Source organism: Mucilaginibacter agri (assembly GCF_009928685.1).
GTDB lineage: Bacteria > Bacteroidota > Bacteroidia > Sphingobacteriales > Sphingobacteriaceae > Mucilaginibacter > Mucilaginibacter agri.
On sequence record NZ_WWEO01000043.1, the window covers coordinates 751604 to 774148 of the forward strand.

Below are 22545 nucleotides of genomic sequence, written 5' to 3' on the forward strand. Positions count from 1 at the left end.
TTATTTTATATTGAAGTGGATAACCTTATTGCCACTTATACCGTATCCGGAAGTGCCATTACCGAGGAAACTAACCGCCTGCACATTTCCGAAATCTTTAATATCAGAAGAGCCAGTCCAGGTATCGCCGCCATCTGAAGTTGCATACATAGCAGCATAAGAATAACCAAAATCTCCTCCCGAATAATTACCCACGCCCAACGCCAGGCCCTTTTTAGCATTTACAAAATATATGGAGAACATGTTGGTGGGTGCATTATTAAGCATAGTCCAGGTTGTTCCATTATCGGTAGATTTGATGATCTTCCTCTGCCCCGCTACATAAATACTGCCATTTGTAGGTACTACCGCATAATAACCCTGATCAAACTGCGTACTGATCACTTGCCAGGTATTACCACCATCAGTTGTTTGGGCTATCTTATCAAACAGGGCAACGGCAAAACCATTTTTAGCATCGGCAAAGCGTACCTGCGTCAGTAAACCGCCAATATCGCCTAAATCATACTCGCTCCAGCTATCGCCGCCGTTGGTTGTTTTTAAAATTCGTGTACCGTTTGTACAGTAACCGGTAGATGGGTTTACAAACCATACAGAGGTAACCTCCAAAGGCTTAGATGGAGTGTAAACTTTAGTCCAGCTTTTGCCGCCATTAGTAGTGCGCAATATGAATCCGCCCGGAGGCACACAACCCGTACCCGAGCACGAGTTTTGTCCACCAACCGCAAAGCCGGTGCTGCTGCTGGTAAAAAACAGTCCAGAGATGGAGTAATTAACATTGGAGGTTAAGTTATCCCAGCTCTGACCGCCGTTAGTAGTTTTGTAGATTCCGCCGCCAATGCCGCCAACAAAGCCCGTTTCATTATCGATAAAGTACACTGATCTTAAGTTTTCGGGGAGCGTAGCCGGCAGCACGGTATAAGCGTCTGTGAGATTAATAACGGCATCTTTGCCACATGACGAAAATGTGCAGATAGCCAAAAGAGTTAATAATTTTAGATATGGTTTCATGGTTTAATTGCCTGGTTATTAGGTAATACGAAGCAATTAAACCATGTGATACATCTATATCTAAAAAAATTAATACCCGTCGCCGTCGAGCAGATTGCCGAGGCCGCCTAATATGCTGCCTTCTTCGCGGCGAGGGCCGGTGGCGTAACCTAATATCCGACTAGCCAATCTGCTAACCGGAAGTGTTTGGATCCATACTTTACCCGGGCCACGTAGCGTAGCAAAGAAAAAGCCTTCGCCGCCAAACAGTTTGTTGCGGATGCCACCTATAAATTGGATGTCGAAATCGACACCTAAAGTGTACCCTACCAAACAGCCGGTATCAATCTTAATAATCTCGCCCGGTTGCAAGGTGCGTTCAAAAACGTGACCGCCAGCGTGCATAAACGCCATACCATCACCCTCTAAGCGTTCCATAATAAAGCCTTCGCCACCAAATAAACCGGTTCCGAGCTTACGTTGAAATTCGATGTTGATGGATACGCCTTTAGCCGCGGCTAAAAAAGCATCTTTCTGGCAGACTACGGCGTTGCCCAATTGCGCCAGATCTAACGGAATGATTTTACCCGGGTAAGGCGAAGCAAAGCTTACACGCTTTTTACCTGCACCAACGTTGGTAAAGGCCGTCATAAACAGACTTTCGCCCACTAAAAGGCGTTTGCCAGCGCTAAATAGCTTACCCATTAAACCACCGCCGCCTTGTTGTGCGCTGCCATCGCCAAAAATAGTTTGCATCTGTATACCTTCGTCCATCATCATAAAAGCGCCAGATTCTGCTACGGCAGTTTCATTTGGGTCGAGCTCTATTTCTACATATTGCATTTCTTCGCCAAAAATGCGATAGTCTATTTCGTGGTTCCTTAACATAAAAACGTTTTTATATTTTAACTCACAATGTTGGCTGAAGTTACAAAAAGCGGTAAAAATTTATTGGGCGAGCTCCGCAGCAGATTTAGGAGTTATCCGGCTATTTCTTTAGCTCCTGAACCAGCCTTTTGAGTTCGTGATTGAGAATCTTTTCAATCTCCAGCTGTTTTTGGGACAGTTCTGCCTGGAGTTTTCTCAGTGTTTCTAAAACGGGCAGGTGGCTATCTTCCGCGGCTTTGCGGCGTAATGCGGCTTCCTGACTTCTTATTTTAGCGACCAGCCGCGCTTCTTGCATTCGACAATGGAACAGAGACTGCATAATAAATCGTTTTTTGACCGGCAAACAATAGTATTAAAACGTAAGGTTGTTGAATTATGTTTTTTTCTTCAAAAGAAATTTTGAGATCGGATATTCGCGCCGACGCTATTTTATTATTTTCACCCCATGAAAAAGCCACTGCTTATTATTACCGCCACCATTATATTATTTGCAACAGCATGTTTAAATGGCCTTAAAACGGAGCAAATACTAGGCCGTTGGAAGTATATTAAAGTAGGTGTGCCAAACAGTAGCCCGCCAGATACGGTAACTACCGCCGAGTTGGAAGAGAACAAGCCTTTCATCGATTTTAAATCAGATGGCAATTTCAGTATTACCTGGGGTGGCAAGATATTATCGCACGGAACCTACAAGCTATCAGGCAAAAATATCAATGTGCACGAGGTTCTTCCCGAAGGCCAAAGCCGCGACTTCCCTTTCTTTGTTTCTGAGATAACAGACAAGCAAATCACTTTCGAAACCACAGTACAAGGGGGCTCGAGGGTAACAGCGGTGAGAGAATAGCTCGCAAATAAGGTTAATATCCAGTATTTATTGGTTAACAAACCATACATAACTGTTACGATCGGCGGTTAAGTAATTAGCGGGATTTTACTACTTTAGCCACAGCGCTGTACCAATAACCGCGCGTATACCATTTAACCTGTAATTTAATCAATGGCTTTACTGACCATCCTGCTGTGCATTATCCTGCTTGTGCTTTTAGTGAGCTGGGCTAAAGTTACCCCTTTTTTGGCTTTATTAATTGTATCGGTTATTACAGGCTTGCTGCTGGGCATCCCACTGGATAAAGTGAGTGCTTCGGTGCAAAAGGGTATGGGCGATACCATGGGGTCGCTATTGATTATTATTTGCCTCGGCGCTATGCTTGGTAAGTTAATCGCCAGTAGTGGGGCCGCACAGAAGATTGCCACTGTATTAGTGAAGACTGGTGGCGAGAAGAACATTCAGTGGGCATTAGTGCTGGCGGGTTTTGTGGTGGGCATTCCGCTGTTTTATGGCATTGGCTTTGTTTTGGTAGTGCCGCTTATATTTTCTATCGCTTATAAATATAAGATCAACGCAGTTTATATTGGCTTACCTATGCTGGCGGCTTTGTCGGTTACACATGGCTTTTTGCCGCCGCATCCTTCGCCAACGGCGCTGGTAAAACAGTTTCATGCCGATATGGGGATGACGCTTATTTACGGACTTATTATCGGTATCCCTACTATTATCCTGGCCGGTCCGCTGTATGCAAGAACTTTAAAGGGCATTAAGTCTGAGCCATTGGAAACCTTCCGTGCGCCAGAAATGGATGCTGCTGATATGCCTAATACCTTCAACAGTTTTTTTACAGCACTGTTGCCCGTTATTATGTTGATGCTGGCTGCGCTTTACCCTCGTCTTAATGTTCAGGATGCATCAGTGAATAGAGCAGTGGCTTTTGTAAGCGATCCGGCAATTGTAATGCTTATAGCATTAATATTCGGCACGTTTACGCTTGGAATCGGTCAGGGTAAAAAAATGACTGCTTTAAGTAATATTTATGTAGATGCGCTAAAAGATATTGCGGTTATTCTGCTGATCATTGCGGCCTCGGGTGCTTTTAAACAAGTGTTGATAGACAGCGGCGTGAGCACACAAATTGCCGACCAGATCCAAACACTTAATATTCCGCCCTTGGTGATGGGATGGCTTATTGCAGCTATTATCCGCATCAGCTTAGGCTCGAGTACGGTCGCGGGGCTAACAGCCGCCGCCATTGTAGCACCTATGATTGGCCAATACCACGTAAACCCCAACCTCATGGTATTGTCCATAGGAGCAGGCAGTCTGGTGCTTTCTCACGTAAACGACTCAGGCTTCTGGCTTTTTAAAGAATACTTCAACCTCAGTATCAAAGACACCCTACGCTCGTGGACTATGATGGAAACGTTGGTGGCTGTGATTGGGTTAGTTGGGGTGATGGTGTTAAATGTGGTTGTGAAGTAGGTGATTTTGAATCTCGGATGTTAGATATAAATAACATGAATAAGGCGCTAACGTTAACCTTTTTATTTCTCTTTTCTTTCGTCCAAGCTCAGAACTATTACTATTCGTCAACTCCTGAACGAAACCGGGTTATACGTCTGATTACTTCTTTGCCTGAAATTGTTGATGAAAAGAAAAGTTTCGAACAGCATCATATTCGTATGGCGGCTTATATTGATCATGTACCGACTAAGAATCAAAAATATTACTATGTTACAATTGCCGAAGATCAACACGATCGATTAATGCCTCATCAAACTTTTTTGGTGAATCCGAAAACTAATGAGATTAATTACTGGGATATATTAAATGACAAAATTGTCCCTTTGAAAATATGGCGTAAGCATCATTATAAAGATCAATGAATGTCTTATTTGTTAGCGCACAGTATTGTGTCGCATGTTTAGCTTAGTGTAATTTGCAACAGCCTAAATAATTATTTATCAAGCTCGTCTTATTTTGCCCGAAACTATTACTCTGGACGCTTCCTGTATCGTAAATGTGTTCCCAACTATTAAAACGTCTTCAAAGTAAGATGGTTCAATAAAGCTGACGCTAATTATAAATTTTCCTCGTTGATTGCCCCAATCAAAAGAGTCTATTCTTCCCGACATACATTTACCGCTTATACAAAAAAGAATAACCCTGCCCAGCCAGTCCTCATCGTCATTTAAAAATATTTCGCCTATCATATTCAGCCTACTAACTTGCCCTCTTCCCCTGCAACAACATGTCCATCGCATGATCCAACGACCCTGCAGGTATCACTTCGCCTGAGTTGACAAAGAAGATCTCGTCAGCATTTTCGATAGTATTTAAACGGTGTGCTATAATTACACGTGTGGTGGTAGCCGGTAGGTTATTTAATATGTCGCTTAGTAGCTTTTCTGTAATGGTGTCAATGTTTGCTGTAGCTTCATCAAGAATCAACAGTTGAGGGTTGCGCAATACGGCGCGCATAAAGGCAATCAACTGCTTTTGGCCCAGGCTGATGCTATCGCCTCCGGAAGATACTGGTGTTTCCAGACCGTTTTCAAAAATGGCCAATAAACTGCCCAGGTTGGCATCGAGGATTACTTTTTCCAATTGATCGTTGGTGTAATCTTTATACTGCTCGTTACCGTAAAGGATATTGTCTTTCACAGTACCAGTAAACAGAAAAGGCTCTTGTAAAATAAAGCCGATCTTTTGGCTGCGCTCTTCGGGCGTATAAGTGCGGATGTCTTTGCCATCTAACAATACAATCCCTTTCGATGGGTCATATAACCTTGCAATCAACGACGCCGTAGTCGTTTTGCCGCCACCGGTTGGGCCAACCAATGCATACGTTTTACCTTGCTCCAGTTTAAAGCTAATGTTGTGCAGTATCTCGCGGCTCTCGTCATACCCGAAGTGTACATTTCTGAATTCTAACAGCGCGGCCGATGGTTCAGTGATGCCGGTTGCCAGCAAAGGCAAATCTGTTTCGAGGGAAAGAATCTGCGAGATTCTATCCCAGCCTGCCATAGCGGTCTGGAAATTGGTCCACAAGGCGGCTAGTTGTCTCAGTGGGTTATAAAAGTTGTTGGCATAAGACAAGTAACTCACCAATAAACCGATAGAGAATTGGCCTATGCTGATCAGATAGATACCAAAGGTCAACACAATCAGTTGTGCAATGCTTGCAAACAGGCCGTAAATAGGCACAAAAACGTTGTTGGCTAAACCTGCGCTAATGGCGGTTTTGTAATTCTGGGTATTCGCTATATCAAAACGCTTCCGGAAATAATCGCGACGGTTAAAGGCTATGATCACCTTAAAATTGTTAAGGCTTTCCTGTATCTCGGCACTCATGCCACCAACGCTTTTAAGGTTGAGGGCGTTGGTTCTTTTTATCCAGGGGGATAATACCAAGGTCAGAAATAAGATCACAATAGCCGGCACCAACGTTGCCGCACCGAGCTCGAGTTTAATTACCATTAAAAATACACCCGCGCCAATCATAATAGAGATGTTGCCGATAAACTGCATTAATGATTGTGAGAAAAATTGGTTGAGCTTATCAGTATCGTTATTCACGCGCGATATCAGGTCGCCGGCTTTGTTTTGGTTAAAGAAGCCGACCGGCAATTGCTGCAGTTTATTAAAGATCGAGTTTCGTAGGGTAAACAACATACGCTGCCCAACGCCACCCATTAGTTTGGTTTGCGAAAAGCTGGTTCCCAACGCCACCAGGTACATACAAAACAGGATGATGGCGTTATGGATAACCCCGCTGTAATCTTTCTTGGTTACATACTCATCAATAGTATGGCCAATAACCAAGGGCCCCAATAAGTTTAGGGTTGAGTTAATTAGTATGGCGAACACCGCGATAATCAGCGTCCGTTTTTCGTGAGCTATGAGTTGAAGCAGTTTTTTGAGCCCGGCAAAAGTTGATGTTTTTTGCTGCTCTTTGCTTATTTTGTTAAGATCGTAATTCATGATTGTAAGAGCAGTAAATTAGTGGGTAATACCTTGTTCGTAATTGCTGGTACTTTGCTGCGAGTTAAAGATCTGCACATAATCGGGACTTGTTTTCATCAGGTCGTCGTGCAAACCGCTGGCTACGATTTCACCCTGCATCAACAGAATAATTTGATTGTAATGTTCAACAGAGGCTATTTTCTGAGTAACTGATATCAGCGTTAAACCCGGGTAGTTTTTCTGAATATTAGTGAGGATTTTTTTCTCGGTGTTGTTATCAACACGGGCCGTAAAATCGTCTAATAACAAAATCTTTGGGTTAACCGCCAAAGCCCTTGCCAGCATAATACGTTGCTTTTGCCCACCCGAAAGACTCGATCCGCGTTCAGAAACAACGGTATTCAGACCATCAGGAAGGCCATTTATAAAATCCTTTAGTTCAGCTGTCTCAATTGCTTTCTCTAATGATTCGTCGGTTACGGTGTCACTAAAGGCGATGTTTTCCCTGATACTCATATTAAAGATGATGCTATCCTGAAACACAAACCCAACCTGGCTATGGAAAGATTCGCTATCGTAAGCCGCAATCGGCTTGCCATCAAATAAAATGGTGCCCTCCGTTGGATTAAGTAATCCTGTGAGCAAATAGAGCAACTGTGTTTTACCTGCAGCAGTTGGGCCGATGATGGCAATTTTTGAACCCGCGGTCACAGAAAATGAAACATCTTTTAGGGCAGGCTTTTGTCCGTAGGTTACAGATACATGGCTAACCGCGACATCGCCGCGTAACGTTTCTTTAAGGTCCCCGGTTGCCGCCAAATCTGCTGCGGTCAAAACAACATTGATCCGTTGAAATGACGCCGTAGCCTGGGCTATCAGGTTGCTCATAAAGCCTATAACAAAAATAGGGAAGATGATGAGCGACAAGTAACTGTTAAACGCTGCGAAACTACCCAAGGTCATGTTGCCGGTAATCACAAAATGCCCGCCCATTACCAAAATAGTTAGGGCCGCCATGTTGGCTGTAAAGGTTACAATAGGTATTAGCCCTGCAAAGAAGCCTAAGATTCTTAGCCCGTAATCTTTGGCCTGGGTATTGGCCTCGATAAATTTGCTGTACTCCAGTTGCTGCGAGTTAACTACGCGAATGAGCGCCGAACCCAGAATGCTTTCGTTAATTACCTTATTCAGCTGGTCGATAACGCCACGGCTTTTTATAAACAACGCACGCACATTTTTCAGCACATAAAAAAACGTGCCGCCAATAATGGGGATAATGGCAATTACTGCAAGGCCGAGTTTCCAGTTGATGGTTAACAGTAATATGCTACCACCTATAATAATAAAGAGTGATGATACGATCGAAACTAATGCCTGCGAAACAAACAGCTTAATAGAATCTACATCGGCGGTTAAATTGGTAAGCAGTTTGGAGGGGTTAGCCTGCTCAATAAATGCATGGCTTTGGCGCGATATCTTGTCAGAAAGCCGCCTGCGCAGATCGCGCGCTACGCGTTCTGAGGCATAGGTTTGTATAATGGTTTGCAGGTAGCCGAAAATGAAGATAAGCAACACTGCTATCCCGAACTTTTTAATGATGTCGGCAAATACAAAATGTTGTTTACCATAATCGTCAATACCACTGGCTATTATCTTGGGCAACCAAAGGTTGATGCCGTTGCTTAACAAGGCAAATAGCAAAAGCATAGCTACCAGCCCCATATAGGGTTTCAGCAGACTGAACACACCGGGTGGTTTGCTTTTGGGTTTAGGGGTATTGGTTTGCATTGTGCTTAGTTTAATTACCTATTTGATGTATTAAAGTAGACGATTAGGCTGGTAAAAGATTTTACGCTTTTCAAAAATAAGATATGAAGCGGTATCGGTAGTAATTATTTTATTGAAAATGAGGATATACTTATTCACTATTCACAAAGTGGAGATACGGCAGGCGGCTAAACCCAGGCAATCCTTTACGTTCACAAAGGTGTCATCAATTGTAACTTTGCTAAAAATATTAACAAAACAACTATCTTTAACCTGTTATATCAGTCTCCCCAAAGTTTATAGTTTTTAATCATGGCAACAGAAGTTAAGTGTCCGAGTTGTGGTCATCCCTTCCCGATTGAGGAAGTGATAGCCGAGGAATATAAGAAAGACCTTCAAGTAAAAATGAAGGAATATACGAGACAAAAGGAAGAAGATTACCGTAAAAAAGAGTTGGAGTTTAACCAACGCCAACAGGAGCAGCAACTGAAATTCGATCAGCGTTTAACCGAAGAAAAGAAACAGTTGCAATTGATGTTGGAAGAAAATCTGCGCCGCACTATTGCTGCCGACTTCGAAAACCAACTGCAATTGTTGCAGACCAACGCAAAGGATACCGAAGAGAAGCTAAAAGCAAGCCGCCAAAAAGAACTTGAGTTTTTGCAGAAAGAGCAAGCCTTAAAACATAAGGAAGAAGAAATGCAATTGGAACTACAGCGCAAGTTGCAGGAACAACGTGAAGGCCTTGCCGAGCAGATCCGTAAACAGGAAGCGGATAAACATGCCCTTAAAGATACCGAGGCTCAGTTGCGTATGAAGGAGTTGGAGATGCAATTAGAAGCTCAAAAGAAGCTGGCCGAAGAAATGAAACGCAAAGCCGAACAAGGCTCAATGCAACTACAGGGCGAGGCACAGGAGTTGGTATTGGAGGAGCTTTTACGCAGTCATTTTCCATTCGATATGATAGGGGAGGTGGGCAAAGGTGTTCGGGGAGCCGACTGTATCCAAACCGTGCGCAACCAATTTGGGCAAGAGTGCGGCCGCATTATATACGAAAGCAAGCGCACTAAAGAATTTGGCGGCGACTGGATAGAAAAACTTAAAAAAGATATGCGCAACACCGGCGCAGATGTAGCCGTAATTGTAACCCAGTGTTATCCAAAAGATATGGACTGTTTTGGCGAAAAAGACGGTGTATGGATCTGCTCTTTCGACGAAGTGAAACCGGTAGCCTATATTCTGCGCGATGGTGTTATCAAAGCATCAGCACTAATGAAGTCGCAGGAGAACAAAGGTGATAAGATGCATCTGCTTTACGATTTCCTTACCAGTAATGAGTTTTCGGAACAATGGAAAGCGATTCGCGAGGGCTTTATGAGCATGCGTATGTCTATCCTCAAAGAACGCGAAGCCATGGAAAAATTGTGGAAGAGCCGTGAAAAACAGTTAGAAAAAGTACTATTAAGTGCGGCCCACATCAAAGGTTCTATAGAAGGCATTGCCGGGAGCGACAATATCCAACTCAGCCTTACAGATGATGAGGATGTGATGATGATAGATTGATAACGGTTTTACGAAGCAGGCTTTACATAGTACGTTTTTGATATTTATAAACAAAGCCCCTTGCATTTAAATGCAAGGGGCTTTGTTTATGGGGAATTAAAAATATGATGGAATTCGGCATCAACAAAAAATGGGCTGCCCGAACCGGGCAACCCATTACTGTTAACTATTAACTGATATAAAGAACGAAATGATTTGGTCGGTTAAAACTTATCAAAGAAAAGTTTGGTCGAAACCAAGTTTCCTCCGATTGCTGTACCCGCCGCCTTCACATTAGGGCCGTTAACATTTCCTTCCTGTACCGCGTAAGTAATACGTACCGGGAAAACAGATAATGCTGTGCTCGGTGCAACCAAAGCAGGGTAATCTAATCTGCGTTGTTCAATCCAGGCATCCCATCCACGGTTGTATAATGCAATCCATTTTTGTGTGCCGATTTTTTGTTTGTAAGTACCTGCTGCGGTAGCATAGGCAATGGCTGGTTGCGCCAGGTAAGTTGCAGCCTGGGCAGCTGTACCACCCCATTTTTCTACTGATGCTGTAACACCATTATTGTAGTGACCAGCTGCAGTACCGCCAACATTATAACCTCTTTCTACAGCTTCAGCTAAAGTAAACTCGGTTTCAGCATAATCAAGTAACACACCTGGGAAATCAGGCGCTGTGATAGCCACAGCTGGTTTTGAGAATGTAGCGTAGTTAGAGCTTGCGCCTGGAGCACCACCACTATAACCGCCTGCAGCATCTGTAGTGAAGTACAGAGATATACGTGGATCTGCGTTAGCTTTTAAATTGTTGATCAAAGTTGTACAAGCCACAAAGTCTTTACGACCGCTTTGTACCAGGTCAACCCAAATTGGGTTGGTATTTGGCGGCGCGCTCAAGTAACCAAATGTTGCGTTGTCATCGTTTGATGTGAATACACCTGTTGCAACTGCAGATTCAACAGCAGCTTTAGCAGTAGTATTGTCAGCATCAGATAGGGTAATACCCATTTTAAGTTTAAGCGTAGCCGCGAACTTTTTCCATGAAGCAGCATCGCCACCGTAGATGATATCAGCAGCACCTAAGCTACCGCTACCAGAACCTAAAGCAGTGATATCTGCATCAAGGCGGGTTAACAAGCTTTTGTAGGTTGTAAGTGCGTCATCATAAACTGGGAACAAGTTATCAGGGTTTAAGGCCTGAGTATATGGTACGTTACCAAAGGTGGTTAATAAATAGTAGTATGAGTATACTTCTAATATATCAATCTGTGCATTGTTAACTTTTAAAGTTGTTGCATCAGTACCTTCTTTAGCACCTAATGTTTTAGCTTGCTCAAGGTTTTCCAATACGTCACGGTAAAACGCGTTCCACATACCGTCAGGGATAGTTCTTGACGAAATGTTGTAGTTAGACTCATCAGTATAAGTCGTTTCCTGCCATTGTTGCTCAACTAACCTGAAGATATTCAAGTTAACGTTAGACGAGGTCACGGTGTTAACAAGCACTCTTTCCGCGTTAGTGTACTCTGCCGCGGCTGGTACCGTGGTAGGGTTCTTAGGGTTTGTGTTAATGCTCGTAAGGTCTTTTGTGCACGCCGACGTTAGTAAGATAGCTGGCAGTGCTGCATATATAAATTTTTTCATACCTCTAATTTTCTTAGAATTTAACTCTTAAATTAAGTAAAAATGTTCTGGCCGTAGGGATAGAACCACTTTGGTAGCCTTGCAAGTTACCTGCTGATAAAGTTTCTTCAGGATCTGCATAAGGCAGGTTTTTGTGGATGATCCACAGGTTGTGGCCGTTTAATGAAACGTCTACGCCTTTAACAGGGCCCCATTTGCTGATCCAGCTTTGTGGGAATGAATAAGCTAAAGATGCTTCTCTTAATTTAACATAGCTTGCATCATAAACAAACGCTGCGTTAGGGTTGTAAACGTAACCGTAAGAACCATAGTTTACGTTGCTTACACGGGTAGTGTTAGTGCTGCCATCAGCTTTAACACCTGGCATAATAATACCACCACCGGTAGCAATTGAGTTTCTTGATGGGTTGCCCAAGTCGTTTAAGCCAGCAGTTTCAGGATATAAACCTGTTGCTAAACCGTAGTACATATCCAGTGAGAATACGTCACCACCTTTTCTAACATCAACTAAGAAGCTTAAGCTTAAGTTTTTGTATTTGAATGTGTTGCCGATACCACCAATCCAATCTGGGTTGTAGTTACCAATAATGTTGTTAGGGCCGGTCATTAAATAACGTCCGTTAGCGCCAACAGTTTTTTGGCCGTTAGTGTAAACGAAGTCAGATCCTCTGATAGTTCCAAGTGGCTCGCCTAAAGCAGCGTTAAGTGAAACACCACCTTGGTATGTAGCTAAAACTAAGTTTTGAGCAGGCGTACCAGTTGCATCGTTGTAAGTTTCAGTCAGTTTGTTTCTGTTACGGGTGTAGTTAACATTCATAGTCCAAGAGAAATCTTGTGTTTTGATTGGTACACCTGTTAATGCTACCTCGATACCTTTGTTTTGTACTGTACCAGCATTTCTGTAAGCATACTGGAAACCGGTTGCTGTTGATGTAGGTACAGCAATTAACTGGTCAACAGTTTTGGTTACATAATAAGTACCATCAAAACCTAAACGGTTGTTAAAGAATTGTAACTCTAAACCACCTTCAATACTGCGTGTACGCTCTGGTTTAAGAATAGGAGTGTTTTTAGTAGTTGATACTGTTGTTTGAGGAACAGAACCGAATGGTGTACCTAAGTTATAAGTATCTTGCAAGCTATATGCTGATGCATCGTTACCTACTTCTGCATAGTTGGCACGTAATTTACCGTAAGTTAACCAGCTATATTGTTTCAATAAATTAGAGAAAATGAAACCACCGGCAACTGAAGGGTAGTAATAAGCATTGCTGCCATTAGGCAAAGTTGATGATACGTCGCGACGTAATGTTCCGTCTAAGTTGATCAGGTTTTTCCAGGTAAAGGTAGCCTCACCGTAAATACCGTCAACTTCTCTGCGTTGGTCAACCTCGCTTGGTGCAAGTGGAGTGTTTGCAGAGTTAGATAATGCGTAGATACCTGGTACAACTAAACCACCGTTAGTAGCAGCAGAGATAGTTTGGTAACGTTGTTTACGAACGTTGGTACCTAAAACCGCTTTAAAGTTTAAATCCTGTGTAATGTTTTTATCTACGTTTGCAATGAAATCGAAGTTAGTTTCATTCCAACCAAGGTTTCTTCTGGTATAGCCAGAAACACCGATTGTGCCAACAGCACGTCTTTCTTCTTGGATTTGGTTCCAGTTATCAACTGTTACGCGGCCTGTGAAGTTTAACCAGCTTGTAGCTTTGTAGTTGGCAAATACGTTACCAAAATAACGGTTACGAGTATCGCTCTCGTAGTTTTGGTAGCGGATAAAGTAAGGGTTATCCCAGTAAATTGGGGTTAAATCTGTTGGATCTGCAAAGTTCCAGGTAGCATTTTTCTTGCCTGAAGCAAAATACTGATCTTTTAACTCCAAAATGTCGTTGTTAACCTGGTACCACTGACGGAATGAGTTTAAAATATCGTCAGACTGGTAACCAGTACCGTAACGACCTAAACCTACAGTGTTGATGTAGCTAATGCTCGCACCGGTAGTTAACTTATTGTTGATGTTGTAAGTGCCTGAGAAATCTACGTTTTGTTTCAACACATTACTGTTTGGCATAATACCGGTTTGGTTATCGCGGGTGTAGCCTAATTTAAATGTACCAGCGTCAGTAGCATTGGTAATGAAGATGCTTTGGTTATTCTGTACCGGATGAGTAAAGAATTTAGAAGGATCATTAGCCGCTGCTACCCATGGAGTTGCTTTATTGTAGTTTGGAGAAGATGGAGTGAAAGCATCCCATTGGTAAACTTTTAAGTTTGGATCGAATTTAGCACCGTATGAAGCATCCTCACTTAATGGATCAACTAAAACACCACCTGGTGTGCTAGCATCTAAAGGAGCAAAAGTTGTTGGGTCACGATACAGGAAGCGGCCGGTTGCATCTTCATAGTAAGCGCCATAACCACCACCATATTCTTTTTGATATTTGGCGAAAGTTGATTTGTCGATTGCACCTGTACCAAAACCAGTGTTGATAGTAATACCAAAGCCTTTTTTAGCTTTTTTAGTGGTGATCAAAATTACACCGTTAGCACCTTGCGAACCGTAAAGAGCAGTTGCAGCAGCACCCTTTAACACAGTTACAGACTCAACGTCATCAGGGTTGATGTCGTTTGCAGGGCTACCAAAGTCGTAACCACCTCCACCACTGCGTTGTCCGCTTTGGTTAATTGAGGCACTGTTCATACCACCGTTGCTAAACGGAACACCATCAATAACGTATAACGCTTGGTTATTACCGTTAATTGATTTTGCACCACGGATAACTACGTTTGTAGAACCGCCTAAGCTGCTTGATTGACGAATTTCGAGACCTGCAACCTTACCAGACAACTCAGATGAGATGTTTGCGCTACGTGTAGCAGACAGGGCGTCGCCTGTTACTACCTGAGCAGCGTAAGATTGTTGGTTACGAGTTCTGGTTAAACCTAATGCACCGGTTACAACAACCTCTCCAAGTTGTTTTGACGATACCTCAAGTTTTGCGTTTGCTACGTTACCCGCTGGAGTTAACTCTAATGGAGCATAACCGATAAACGAGAAAACGAGCGTTGCATTTGCCGGAACGTTAAGTGAATACTTACCGTCTGGGCTGGTTTGGGTTCCGATGTTTGAACCTTTTACTTTAACGGTAACTCCGGGGATTGGGAGACCGTCTTCTTTAGCCGTTACCGTACCTGTCACGGTTCGGTTTTGTGCAGAAACATGTGTTACAAAGCACACAAGAAGGCACAATAAAAAGAGTAAATGTCTTTTCATGTTGTTTCTATAAAGTCAGTTAGTTAGTTAATAAAAAGCTGAATTTATGACCCATAAACGATAAAAGCAACCCCATTCTTCATTATGTGGAAAATGCATTTTGTGTTAACCTAGGTTTAAACATATGTTATTTGAATTATATTTATTTGATAGTCAGCGATTTGAAACGATTATTTGAAATTATTTTTTTGAGAAATAAATATGTCGAATATTTTCAAAATATGACGAATAAGTCAGAATATTGAATGTTCAAATTTCAAACAAAGTCTTGTTATTTTGCAAATTTTATAACAAAGTGCCCCTTATAATGGTGTAAAATCGTGATGTTCTGCCTGGATTTTAAAAAACTTTCGATTTTTTTAACGGGTTTTCATCAGAAAGCTGAGTTTTTGACTCTTAATATGATAAAATATTAAGGCTGAACTTAATTTTCAATTTACGGGAAGCTTCAAATGTGGCGATAGCTTGGTTAACTCTTATTATGCAGTAATCGGTGGTGGGCAATCGATATTTTTAATCCCAATAAAACTAATTTAAAAAAGAAAGCCTCCCTGTTTGGGGGAGGCTTCTTTAATCACAACTCGATCAATAGTTTAATTTAGATAGGGATAAATAATTCTTTTATTAATGGCTGAGTTGCTGTAATAGTTTAGTTAGTTAATGGCAACAATGATACTCATTTTTTATTAACAATGCAATAATAGATAGTTAAAAGTGCTATATTTTATACTAAAAGTGCCAATTATTTGATTTTATTGCTGTTTTCTATCGAATCTTGCCTTTGTTTCTCTATTTTTTCCTGCTCTTTTTGTTTTTTCTTGAAAAATCCTTTCAAAAAGAAGTTGTGTTGGGCAGCTTCGAGGTCATCGTTGAGTTTTACGGAGCTTTGTTGCAATTGTTCGATGGTGTTTTGAACTTTTACTGCCGCTTTGGGATCGTTTAGTAAAACTCCAATGGCATTATCGGTGGTATTTAGCTTATTACTTGCCTTGTTAAGATTGTCGGCAAAATCACTGGCTGTTTTGGTGGTTTGCTGTAATTGATTAACCGCACGTTGAAATTGCTTGAAAACGGTAGTGTCGGTAGCAAACTTAGTAGCCAACCCATCTTTGCTGTTCAACTTAATGCCATACTGATTTAATTGATCGGCCATGCGGGCGGTGCTTGCGGTGGTGCGGTTCAGGTTTTCTACTACAGATTTAAAGCGTAGTGATAATACAGAGTCTGTTAGTAATTGGCCAACCAAACCTTTGCCTGCCACCAAATTACGGCTTAACGCTTTGAAGTCGGTAGTAATAGCCAGTAGGTTGGTGTTGTTTTGCTGTAAAGTCTTCATAATGTCGTCTGTCGACATTTGTGCTTCGGCCTTTAGCCTGTCGCCATCTTCAACAACGGGGGCATTGGGGCTGCCACCATCAATCACTATAATCTTATTGCCGATAAATCCTTCCGAGCTTACCCTTACACCAGCGTTACGGTGAATGTACTGCTGGGCATTTTTATCAATGTTCATGGTTACATATACCTGCGATATGCCCGTAAATGTGATGGATTTGATAGTACCAACCCGCACACCCGAAAACCAGATGTTGTTACCCTTCATCAGTCCATTCACATCGTTAAAAACAGCACTGATGTGTATGCCATCGCTGAAACTCTTGCGCGAGTTGCCGAAAGTAAACACGCCAATAATAAATATAACAAGGCCTACGGCTATAAATATGCCCACCCAAACGGCCTTTCTGTTGTCTGCGTTATCCATTTATTGTGTAAAGTTATAATCGTAAAATGCTTTTACCCGTTCATCATTTGTATCAAATACCTCTTCAAAACTACCCTGGCGCTCAAACTTGCCGTCGAGCAACATTACAATACGGTCGCCGGTTGTTTTGGCGCAGGTAAGATCATGCGTTATTATAATAGCCGAAGCATGATAAAGCTGCTGCACTTCGTTTATCAGTTCGTTAATTTCTATACATGTTATAGGGTCGAGGCCGGCAGTCGGCTCATCATATAATACAATATCGGGTTTTAATATTAAGGTACGTGCAATACCTATACGTTTGCGCTGTCCCCCTGATAGTTCCGATGGCATCTGGTTAATGGTTTGCAACAGGCCAACATTATCCAATACCTCCGCTACCTGTTTGTCAATTTCGCCACGGGTAAGTTTTGGACTATTACGTACCAACGGAAACTCAATGTTCTTACGCACAGTCATACTGTCATAAAGGGCGCTGTTCTGAAATGAAAAACCTACTTTAATACGTAGCTCGCGCAGGTCGTGCCTGTCGAGGTTGTTCATATTCTTCCCCAATACCATTACTTCGCCGCTATCTGCGGTAAGCAAACCTGATATAATTTTAATTAATACCGATTTACCCGTTCCCGAACGGCCAAGCACCACCAGGTTTTCGCCCTGGTAAAGATCAAGATCTACTCCACGAAGCACATGGTTGGTATCAAACGACTTTTTAAGGTCTCTGATGCTGATAACCGTTTGCTGGTAGTCGATATTTGTATTTGGTTTTGCCATATTATCTAAACCACCCCACAATTTGTACAATAACAATTTCTTCTATAAACACCAAAAACATGGCCGTTACCACTGCCGAGTTTGCTGCCTTACCCACACCTTCGGTACCGCGCGATGAGTTATATCCTTTATAACTACCAACTATACCTATGGTAAAGCCAAAGACGATGGATTTAATAAGCGACGCTTCGAAATCCAAAAAGGTCAACGGTTCAAAAACTTGCGTAATAAAGGTGCTGTAACTCGTTCCTTCATTTTGATGTACGTTTAAAAAGCCACCCATAATAGCTACAAAGGCAGCGTAAGTGGATAAGATTGGTACTGTAATGGTTGTAGCTAACACACGAATACATACCAGGTATTTAAAAGGGTTAGTGCCCGATACCTCCATAGCGTCTATCTGCTCGGTTACCCGCATAGATCCCAGTTCGGCGCCAATACTCGATCCAACCCGGCCTGCTGTAATAAGTGCTGTTACTAAAGGAGCAAGCGCGCGCATGATAGCTATAGATACCAATGATGGCAGCCATGATGTTGCCCCAAACTCCGAAAGCGACGGCCTTGACTGTTTGGTAAATATTAAACCCACAATAAAGCCGGTTAGTGTAATCAGCGCAAGCGAGCGCACGCCAACTTCGTAACATTGCCTTAAAAGTTCTTTGCCCTCATAAGGTGGGATAAACGCTTCTTTAAAAAAACGCAAAATAAAGCGAACTACATTATATAAGTCCACAAATGCCTGGCTTAGGCTTTTTAATAATTTGTGCCTTTCTTTAACCGGTACTTCTTCTGCTGTACTATCTGGTATATCCATTAATTATATAGTGCTTTTCGGTTGATGTTAACCATGTGTACTTACAAACACTAAGCGATTGTTGTTTGATGGTTAAGTGTAAATTAAGCAGTTTTTACATTAATATCGACAAACCTAATACTATTAATACTAAGTTTTAATTACCAATTTGTAAAATAATGCCAAATGTTGTAGTCTTATGGTTAAATTTGTATCAACCAATTTTAACTAACAAGAATTTATGACAGGCAATGTGATGCGCGAAATTACGCCGCTTACACCCAGTGATTGTTTTACCATTTTTTCGCGCAAAAAGCAGAAATTTGATTTTCCGCTGCATTACCACGAGGAGTACGAGCTTAATCTGATCATTAATGCCAAGGGGGCCAAACGCGTTGTGGGTGGCCATATCGATGTGATAGATGAGGTTGAATTAGTACTGATAGGACCAAATTTATACCATGCCTGGTTTACTCATCAATGCCAAACGCAGGATATCACCGAGGTAACCATCCAGTTTCATAAGGACCTTTTCGACGATCGCTTTCTGCGCCGTAATCAAATGAACTTTGTGCGTAATATGTTCGAACATTCGCTGCGCGGCATCCTGTTCTCGCCCGAAACGGTGGCCTTGCTTAAAGATCGCATTATCTCGCTCGATAAAAAAAGCGGGTTTCATTCGGTTTTGGAGCTGCTTTCGATACTGCACGACCTTTCTGTTTCGCGTAACTTTAAAACATTGTCGGATCTTAGCTTCTCTAACGACCGTTTTCAATACAACAGCCGCAGGATAGAACGTGTATTTGAATACATGAACAATAACTACAACAAGCAAGTCACCCTGGCCGAAGTTTCTAAACTGGCCAACATGCCTGAGGCTTCGTTTAGCCGTTTTATTAAAAAACGTACCGGAAAAACTTTTATCGATACGCTGAACGAGATCAGGTTAGGTCATGCCTCGCGGATGCTGATAGATACCACCAATACTATAGCCGAAATTGCTTATAAATGCGGCTTTAATAACATCTCTAACTTTAACCGCATATTTAAGCGTAAAAAATTCTGCATCCCTAAAGAGTTTAGGGAAACTTATGCCGGTAACCGGGTATTTATTTAGGTTGAAGATATAATTAACCAATCGATTAAGAATTGTGTACCCGGTTTGGTTAAAAAAGTATTAGTCTGCCTTGGGTTTAATCTATAGTTTTACTTCTGCCAATTAATAGCGGAGTGAGCAGATTTTTATAAATTATCTGCAAACTGTTAAGCCTAATTATCAATGAAACTATCTGCGCTGGATGCTTCTATTATAATCTTATACCTGATATCTACCATATTTATTGGTTTATGGTATCGTAAAAGAGCACTCCAAAACAAAGAAAGCTATATGCTGGGTGGTAAATCGCTGCCCTGGTATAAGCTGGGTCTCAGCGATGCTTCTGATATGTTTGATATCAGCGGTACCATGTGGATGGTGAGCCTCTGCTTCACCTACGGTATGAAGAGTATCTGGATACCCTGGCTGTGGCCGGTATTTAACCAGATATTTTTGATGATGTACCTTTCGCGCTGGTTGCGCCGCTCAAACGCAACTACCGGGGCCGAATGGTTGGAGACCCGCTTTGGCAAAACCGGACCAGGAGTAGGCAACTCACACAAGGTAGTTATCGCATTTGCTTTGCTGGCCTGCCTGGGCTATTTAGCCTACGGTTTTATCGGCCTTGGCAAATTCATCGAAATATTTTTACCCTGGGATTCTGTTAAGGCATATGTACCCTTTACTGTCGCACCGCAGTATGTGGCCCATTTCTACGGTATCATTTTTACGCTGTTTGCTATGTTTTATTCCATTTTGGGTGGCATGCATAGTATTGTGCTGGGCGACGTGATCAAATACTGTATTATGATTGTGGCTTGCGTTTGGGTAGCCATTATTGCGGTTACCCGTTTACACGGGCATACGCTTAACGTGCCCGACGGCTGGTATAGCCCTTTCTTCGGTTGGAAACTCGGCCTTAACTGGACTGGTATCATCAGCGATGTAAACCAGAAGATCAAAGGCGACGGTTATTCGCTGTTTGGTGTGTTTTTTATGATGATCACCTTTAAAGGGATCTTTGCTGCCCTCGCGGGGCCGGCGCCGAACTATGATATGCAAAAGATCCTCTCCACTCGCTCGCCCGAAGAGGCGAGTAAGATGAGCGGCTTCGTAAATGTTATTCTGCTGCCTATCCGTTATTCGTTGGTTATTGGGTTAACTGTGCTGGCCCTGCTTTATTATAACCAAATGAACCTTAAAGATGCCAACGGATCAATGGATTTTGAACGCATTTTGCCTGCGGTTATCAATAACTTTTTACCGGTTGGTTTAGTGGGCTTGTTGCTCACCGGATTGCTGGGTGCTTTTATGGGTACTTTTAGTGGTACGCTTAATGCCGCGCAGGCTTATATCGTAAACGACATCTACCTTAAATATATAAACCCCGCGGCTTCTACTAAAAAGGTGATCTATATGAATTACCTGGTAGGTATTGTAGTGGTGATCATTGGCGTTTCCCTGGGTTTCTTCGCTAAAGATGTAAGCAGCGTTTTGCAATGGATCGTATCTGCACTTTATGGTGGTTATGTAGCATCTAATGTGCTCAAATGGCATTGGTGGCGCTTTAATGCCAACGGATTTTTTTGGGGGATGCTGGCAGGTATTTTAACTGCGCTAGCTTTCTCGTATTTTATAGATGATGCGCATTTGCTGTACTGGTTTCCGCTGCTGTTTGCATTGTCGCTCGCTGGCTCAATTATTGGTACTTACGCCGCGCCGCCTACAGATATGGCGGTTCTGAAATCTTTCTATTCAAACGTGCGGCCCTGGGGTTTCTGGGGGCCGGTTCATGATGCCGTTTTAGCCGATGATCCCAACTTTCAACGTAACAAAAACTTTAAGCTCAATATGTTTAACGTGGTTTTAGGAACCATAGCGCAACTATGCTTTACCATTTTGCCGATGTATCTGGTGCTGATGCAAAAGCTATCCCTGGCCGTTACCGTGGCTATACTGGCGGTGATATGTACTATCCTTAAAAAAACATGGTGGGACAAACTGAGCGATTATTAATTTTATGATGACAGAACAATTTAACCTTCGTTTATCGCAATTAACAAAAGACTGGCAGCAACTGGTTGAAAAGCCTAACGAAAAAGTTGAGCCCGGTAACGGCATCTATCATCGTTATGTTAACCCTGTCATTACAGCAGCACATGCGCCCGTTTTTTGGCGTTACGATATCGATCCCGAAACTAACCCATACTTGATGGAGCGTTTCGGGATTAATGCGGCCTTTAACGCCGGCGCCATGAAATGGAAAGGCAAATACATACTGGCGGTGCGTACCGAAGGCTTGGACCGTAAATCGTTTTTTGCCATTGCAGAAAGCCCGAATGGGGTGGATAATTTCAAATTCTGGAATTACCCGATTAGTTTGCCCGAAAGGGAAGACCCGGATACCAACGTTTATGATATGCGCCTTACTCAGCACGAAGACGGCTGGATCTATGGCCTGTTCTGTACCGAGCGCCGCGACCCAAGCGCTCCCCTGCACGACCAGTCGATGGCTATTGCTGCCTGCGGCATTGCCCGTACACTTGATCTGATCAAATGGGAGCGTTTGCCCGACTTGAAAACATCGTCGCCGCAACAACGCAACGTGGTATTACACCCGGAGTTTGTTGATGGTAAATATGCACTGTACACCCGCCCACAGGATAGCTTTATTAATGCAGGTACCGGGGGCGGCATCGGTTTTGGGCTTACAGACAGTATGGAAAACGCTGTTATAGATGAAGAACGGATCATCGATACCAAACAATATCATACCGTATATGAGGCCAAAAACGGACAAGGCCCTGCGCCCATTAAAACGCCCGAAGGCTGGCTGCACCTTGCTCATGGAGTGCGCAACACAGCTGCCGGATTGCGATATGTTCTCTATATGTTTATGACCGACTTGCACGATCTGACCAAAGTGATTTACAAACCTGCTGGTTATTTTATTGCCCCAGAGGGCGAAGAGCGGGTAGGTGATGTATCTAACGTAATCTTTGCCAACGGTTGGATTTTGGATAGCGATGGTAAGGTGTTTATTTATTATGCTTCATCAGATACTCGCATGCATGTAGCTACCAGTACCATAGCGCAGTTGTTAGATTATGTAAAAAATACCGTGGCAGATGGCCTGCGTTCGGCCACATCTGTAGAAACGCTTTGTGGTATCATCAATAAAAATCTAAATAAATAGCATAGTAATTATT

General features: G+C 42.6%; 17 protein-coding genes. 7 read left to right on the top strand and 10 right to left on the bottom strand.

Annotated features, from left to right (window positions below):
- From GSY63_RS16320 to GSY63_RS16330, 3 genes are all read right to left on the bottom strand, one after another.
- The gene (locus GSY63_RS16320) at positions 1 to 1011 is read right to left on the bottom strand and encodes a WD40/YVTN/BNR-like repeat-containing protein (protein WP_166586868.1); all 1011 of its coding nucleotides are present in this window, start codon (positions 1009 to 1011) and stop codon (positions 1 to 3) included.
- 69 nt (positions 1012 to 1080) lie between these two features.
- Complete coding sequence (locus tag GSY63_RS16325) at positions 1081 to 1878, bottom strand: TIGR00266 family protein (protein ID WP_166586869.1); 798 nt, start codon at positions 1876 to 1878, stop codon at positions 1081 to 1083.
- A gap of 100 nt (positions 1879 to 1978) precedes the next feature.
- Positions 1979 to 2197 carry a hypothetical protein gene (locus GSY63_RS16330; protein WP_166586870.1) on the bottom strand — a complete coding sequence of 73 codons (219 nt, stop codon included), beginning with the start codon at positions 2195 to 2197 and terminating at the stop codon, positions 1979 to 1981.
- 126 nt (positions 2198 to 2323) lie between these two features.
- Here GSY63_RS16330 and GSY63_RS16335 point away from each other — a divergent pair, with 126 nt between their 5' ends.
- The 3 genes from GSY63_RS16335 to GSY63_RS16345 all read left to right on the top strand — a co-directional run bounded on the left by GSY63_RS16335 (position 2324) and on the right by GSY63_RS16345 (position 4596).
- The gene (locus GSY63_RS16335; protein ID WP_166586871.1) at positions 2324 to 2722 is read left to right on the top strand and encodes a hypothetical protein; all 399 of its coding nucleotides are present in this window, start codon (positions 2324 to 2326) and stop codon (positions 2720 to 2722) included.
- Positions 2723 to 2875: 153 nt separating this feature from the next.
- A complete protein-coding gene (locus GSY63_RS16340) occupies positions 2876 to 4192 on the top strand; it encodes a gluconate:H+ symporter (protein WP_166586872.1) in 1317 nt (438 codons plus the stop codon).
- Between the two features lie 35 nt (positions 4193 to 4227).
- Positions 4228 to 4596: a hypothetical protein gene (locus tag GSY63_RS16345; RefSeq protein ID WP_166586873.1), complete on the top strand. Its 369-nt coding sequence runs from the start codon at positions 4228 to 4230 to the stop codon at positions 4594 to 4596.
- A gap of 337 nt (positions 4597 to 4933) precedes the next feature.
- On the opposite strand, the gene GSY63_RS16350 is transcribed toward GSY63_RS16345, so the two are convergent.
- Together GSY63_RS16350 and GSY63_RS16355 are read right to left on the bottom strand one after the other, a co-directional pair.
- Positions 4934 to 6694 carry an ABC transporter ATP-binding protein gene (locus GSY63_RS16350; RefSeq protein WP_166586874.1) on the bottom strand — a complete coding sequence of 587 codons (1761 nt, stop codon included), beginning with the start codon at positions 6692 to 6694 and terminating at the stop codon, positions 4934 to 4936.
- A gap of 18 nt (positions 6695 to 6712) precedes the next feature.
- Positions 6713 to 8464, bottom strand: coding sequence for an ABC transporter ATP-binding protein (locus GSY63_RS16355; RefSeq protein ID WP_166586875.1), 1752 nt, complete (start codon positions 8462 to 8464; stop codon positions 6713 to 6715).
- 291 nt (positions 8465 to 8755) lie between these two features.
- On the opposite strand from GSY63_RS16355, the gene GSY63_RS16360 reads away from it, so the two are divergent.
- Positions 8756 to 10006 (top strand): DUF2130 domain-containing protein, encoded by a 1251-nt coding sequence (locus GSY63_RS16360; protein ID WP_166586876.1) that lies wholly within the window; start codon positions 8756 to 8758, stop codon positions 10004 to 10006.
- Between the two features lie 203 nt (positions 10007 to 10209).
- Here the strand turns inward: GSY63_RS16360 and GSY63_RS16365 are convergent, their stop codons facing one another.
- From GSY63_RS16365 to GSY63_RS16385, 5 genes are all read right to left on the bottom strand, one after another.
- Positions 10210 to 11637 (bottom strand): SusD/RagB family nutrient-binding outer membrane lipoprotein, encoded by a 1428-nt coding sequence (locus GSY63_RS16365; protein ID WP_166586877.1) that lies wholly within the window; start codon positions 11635 to 11637, stop codon positions 10210 to 10212.
- Between the two features lie 13 nt (positions 11638 to 11650).
- A complete protein-coding gene (locus GSY63_RS16370; RefSeq protein WP_166586878.1) occupies positions 11651 to 14911 on the bottom strand; it encodes a SusC/RagA family TonB-linked outer membrane protein in 3261 nt (1086 codons plus the stop codon).
- Between the two features lie 742 nt (positions 14912 to 15653).
- Positions 15654 to 16673 carry an MlaD family protein gene (locus GSY63_RS16375; RefSeq protein WP_166586879.1) on the bottom strand — a complete coding sequence of 340 codons (1020 nt, stop codon included), beginning with the start codon at positions 16671 to 16673 and terminating at the stop codon, positions 15654 to 15656.
- Positions 16674 to 17447, bottom strand: coding sequence for an ABC transporter ATP-binding protein (locus GSY63_RS16380; RefSeq protein ID WP_166586880.1), 774 nt, complete (start codon positions 17445 to 17447; stop codon positions 16674 to 16676).
- Between the two features lies 1 nt (position 17448).
- Complete coding sequence (locus GSY63_RS16385) at positions 17449 to 18261, bottom strand: MlaE family ABC transporter permease (protein WP_166586881.1); 813 nt, start codon at positions 18259 to 18261, stop codon at positions 17449 to 17451.
- Between the two features lie 220 nt (positions 18262 to 18481).
- Here GSY63_RS16385 and GSY63_RS16390 point away from each other — a divergent pair, with 220 nt between their 5' ends.
- The 3 genes from GSY63_RS16390 to GSY63_RS16400 all read left to right on the top strand — a co-directional run bounded on the left by GSY63_RS16390 (position 18482) and on the right by GSY63_RS16400 (position 22532).
- Positions 18482 to 19357 carry an AraC family transcriptional regulator gene (locus tag GSY63_RS16390; protein ID WP_166586882.1) on the top strand — a complete coding sequence of 292 codons (876 nt, stop codon included), beginning with the start codon at positions 18482 to 18484 and terminating at the stop codon, positions 19355 to 19357.
- A gap of 162 nt (positions 19358 to 19519) precedes the next feature.
- The gene (locus tag GSY63_RS16395) at positions 19520 to 21352 is read left to right on the top strand and encodes a sodium:solute symporter family protein (RefSeq protein WP_166586883.1); all 1833 of its coding nucleotides are present in this window, start codon (positions 19520 to 19522) and stop codon (positions 21350 to 21352) included.
- A gap of 7 nt (positions 21353 to 21359) precedes the next feature.
- Complete coding sequence (locus GSY63_RS16400; RefSeq protein WP_166586937.1) at positions 21360 to 22532, top strand: glycoside hydrolase family 130 protein; 1173 nt, start codon at positions 21360 to 21362, stop codon at positions 22530 to 22532.
- The last annotated feature ends 13 nt before the right edge of the window (positions 22533 to 22545 follow it).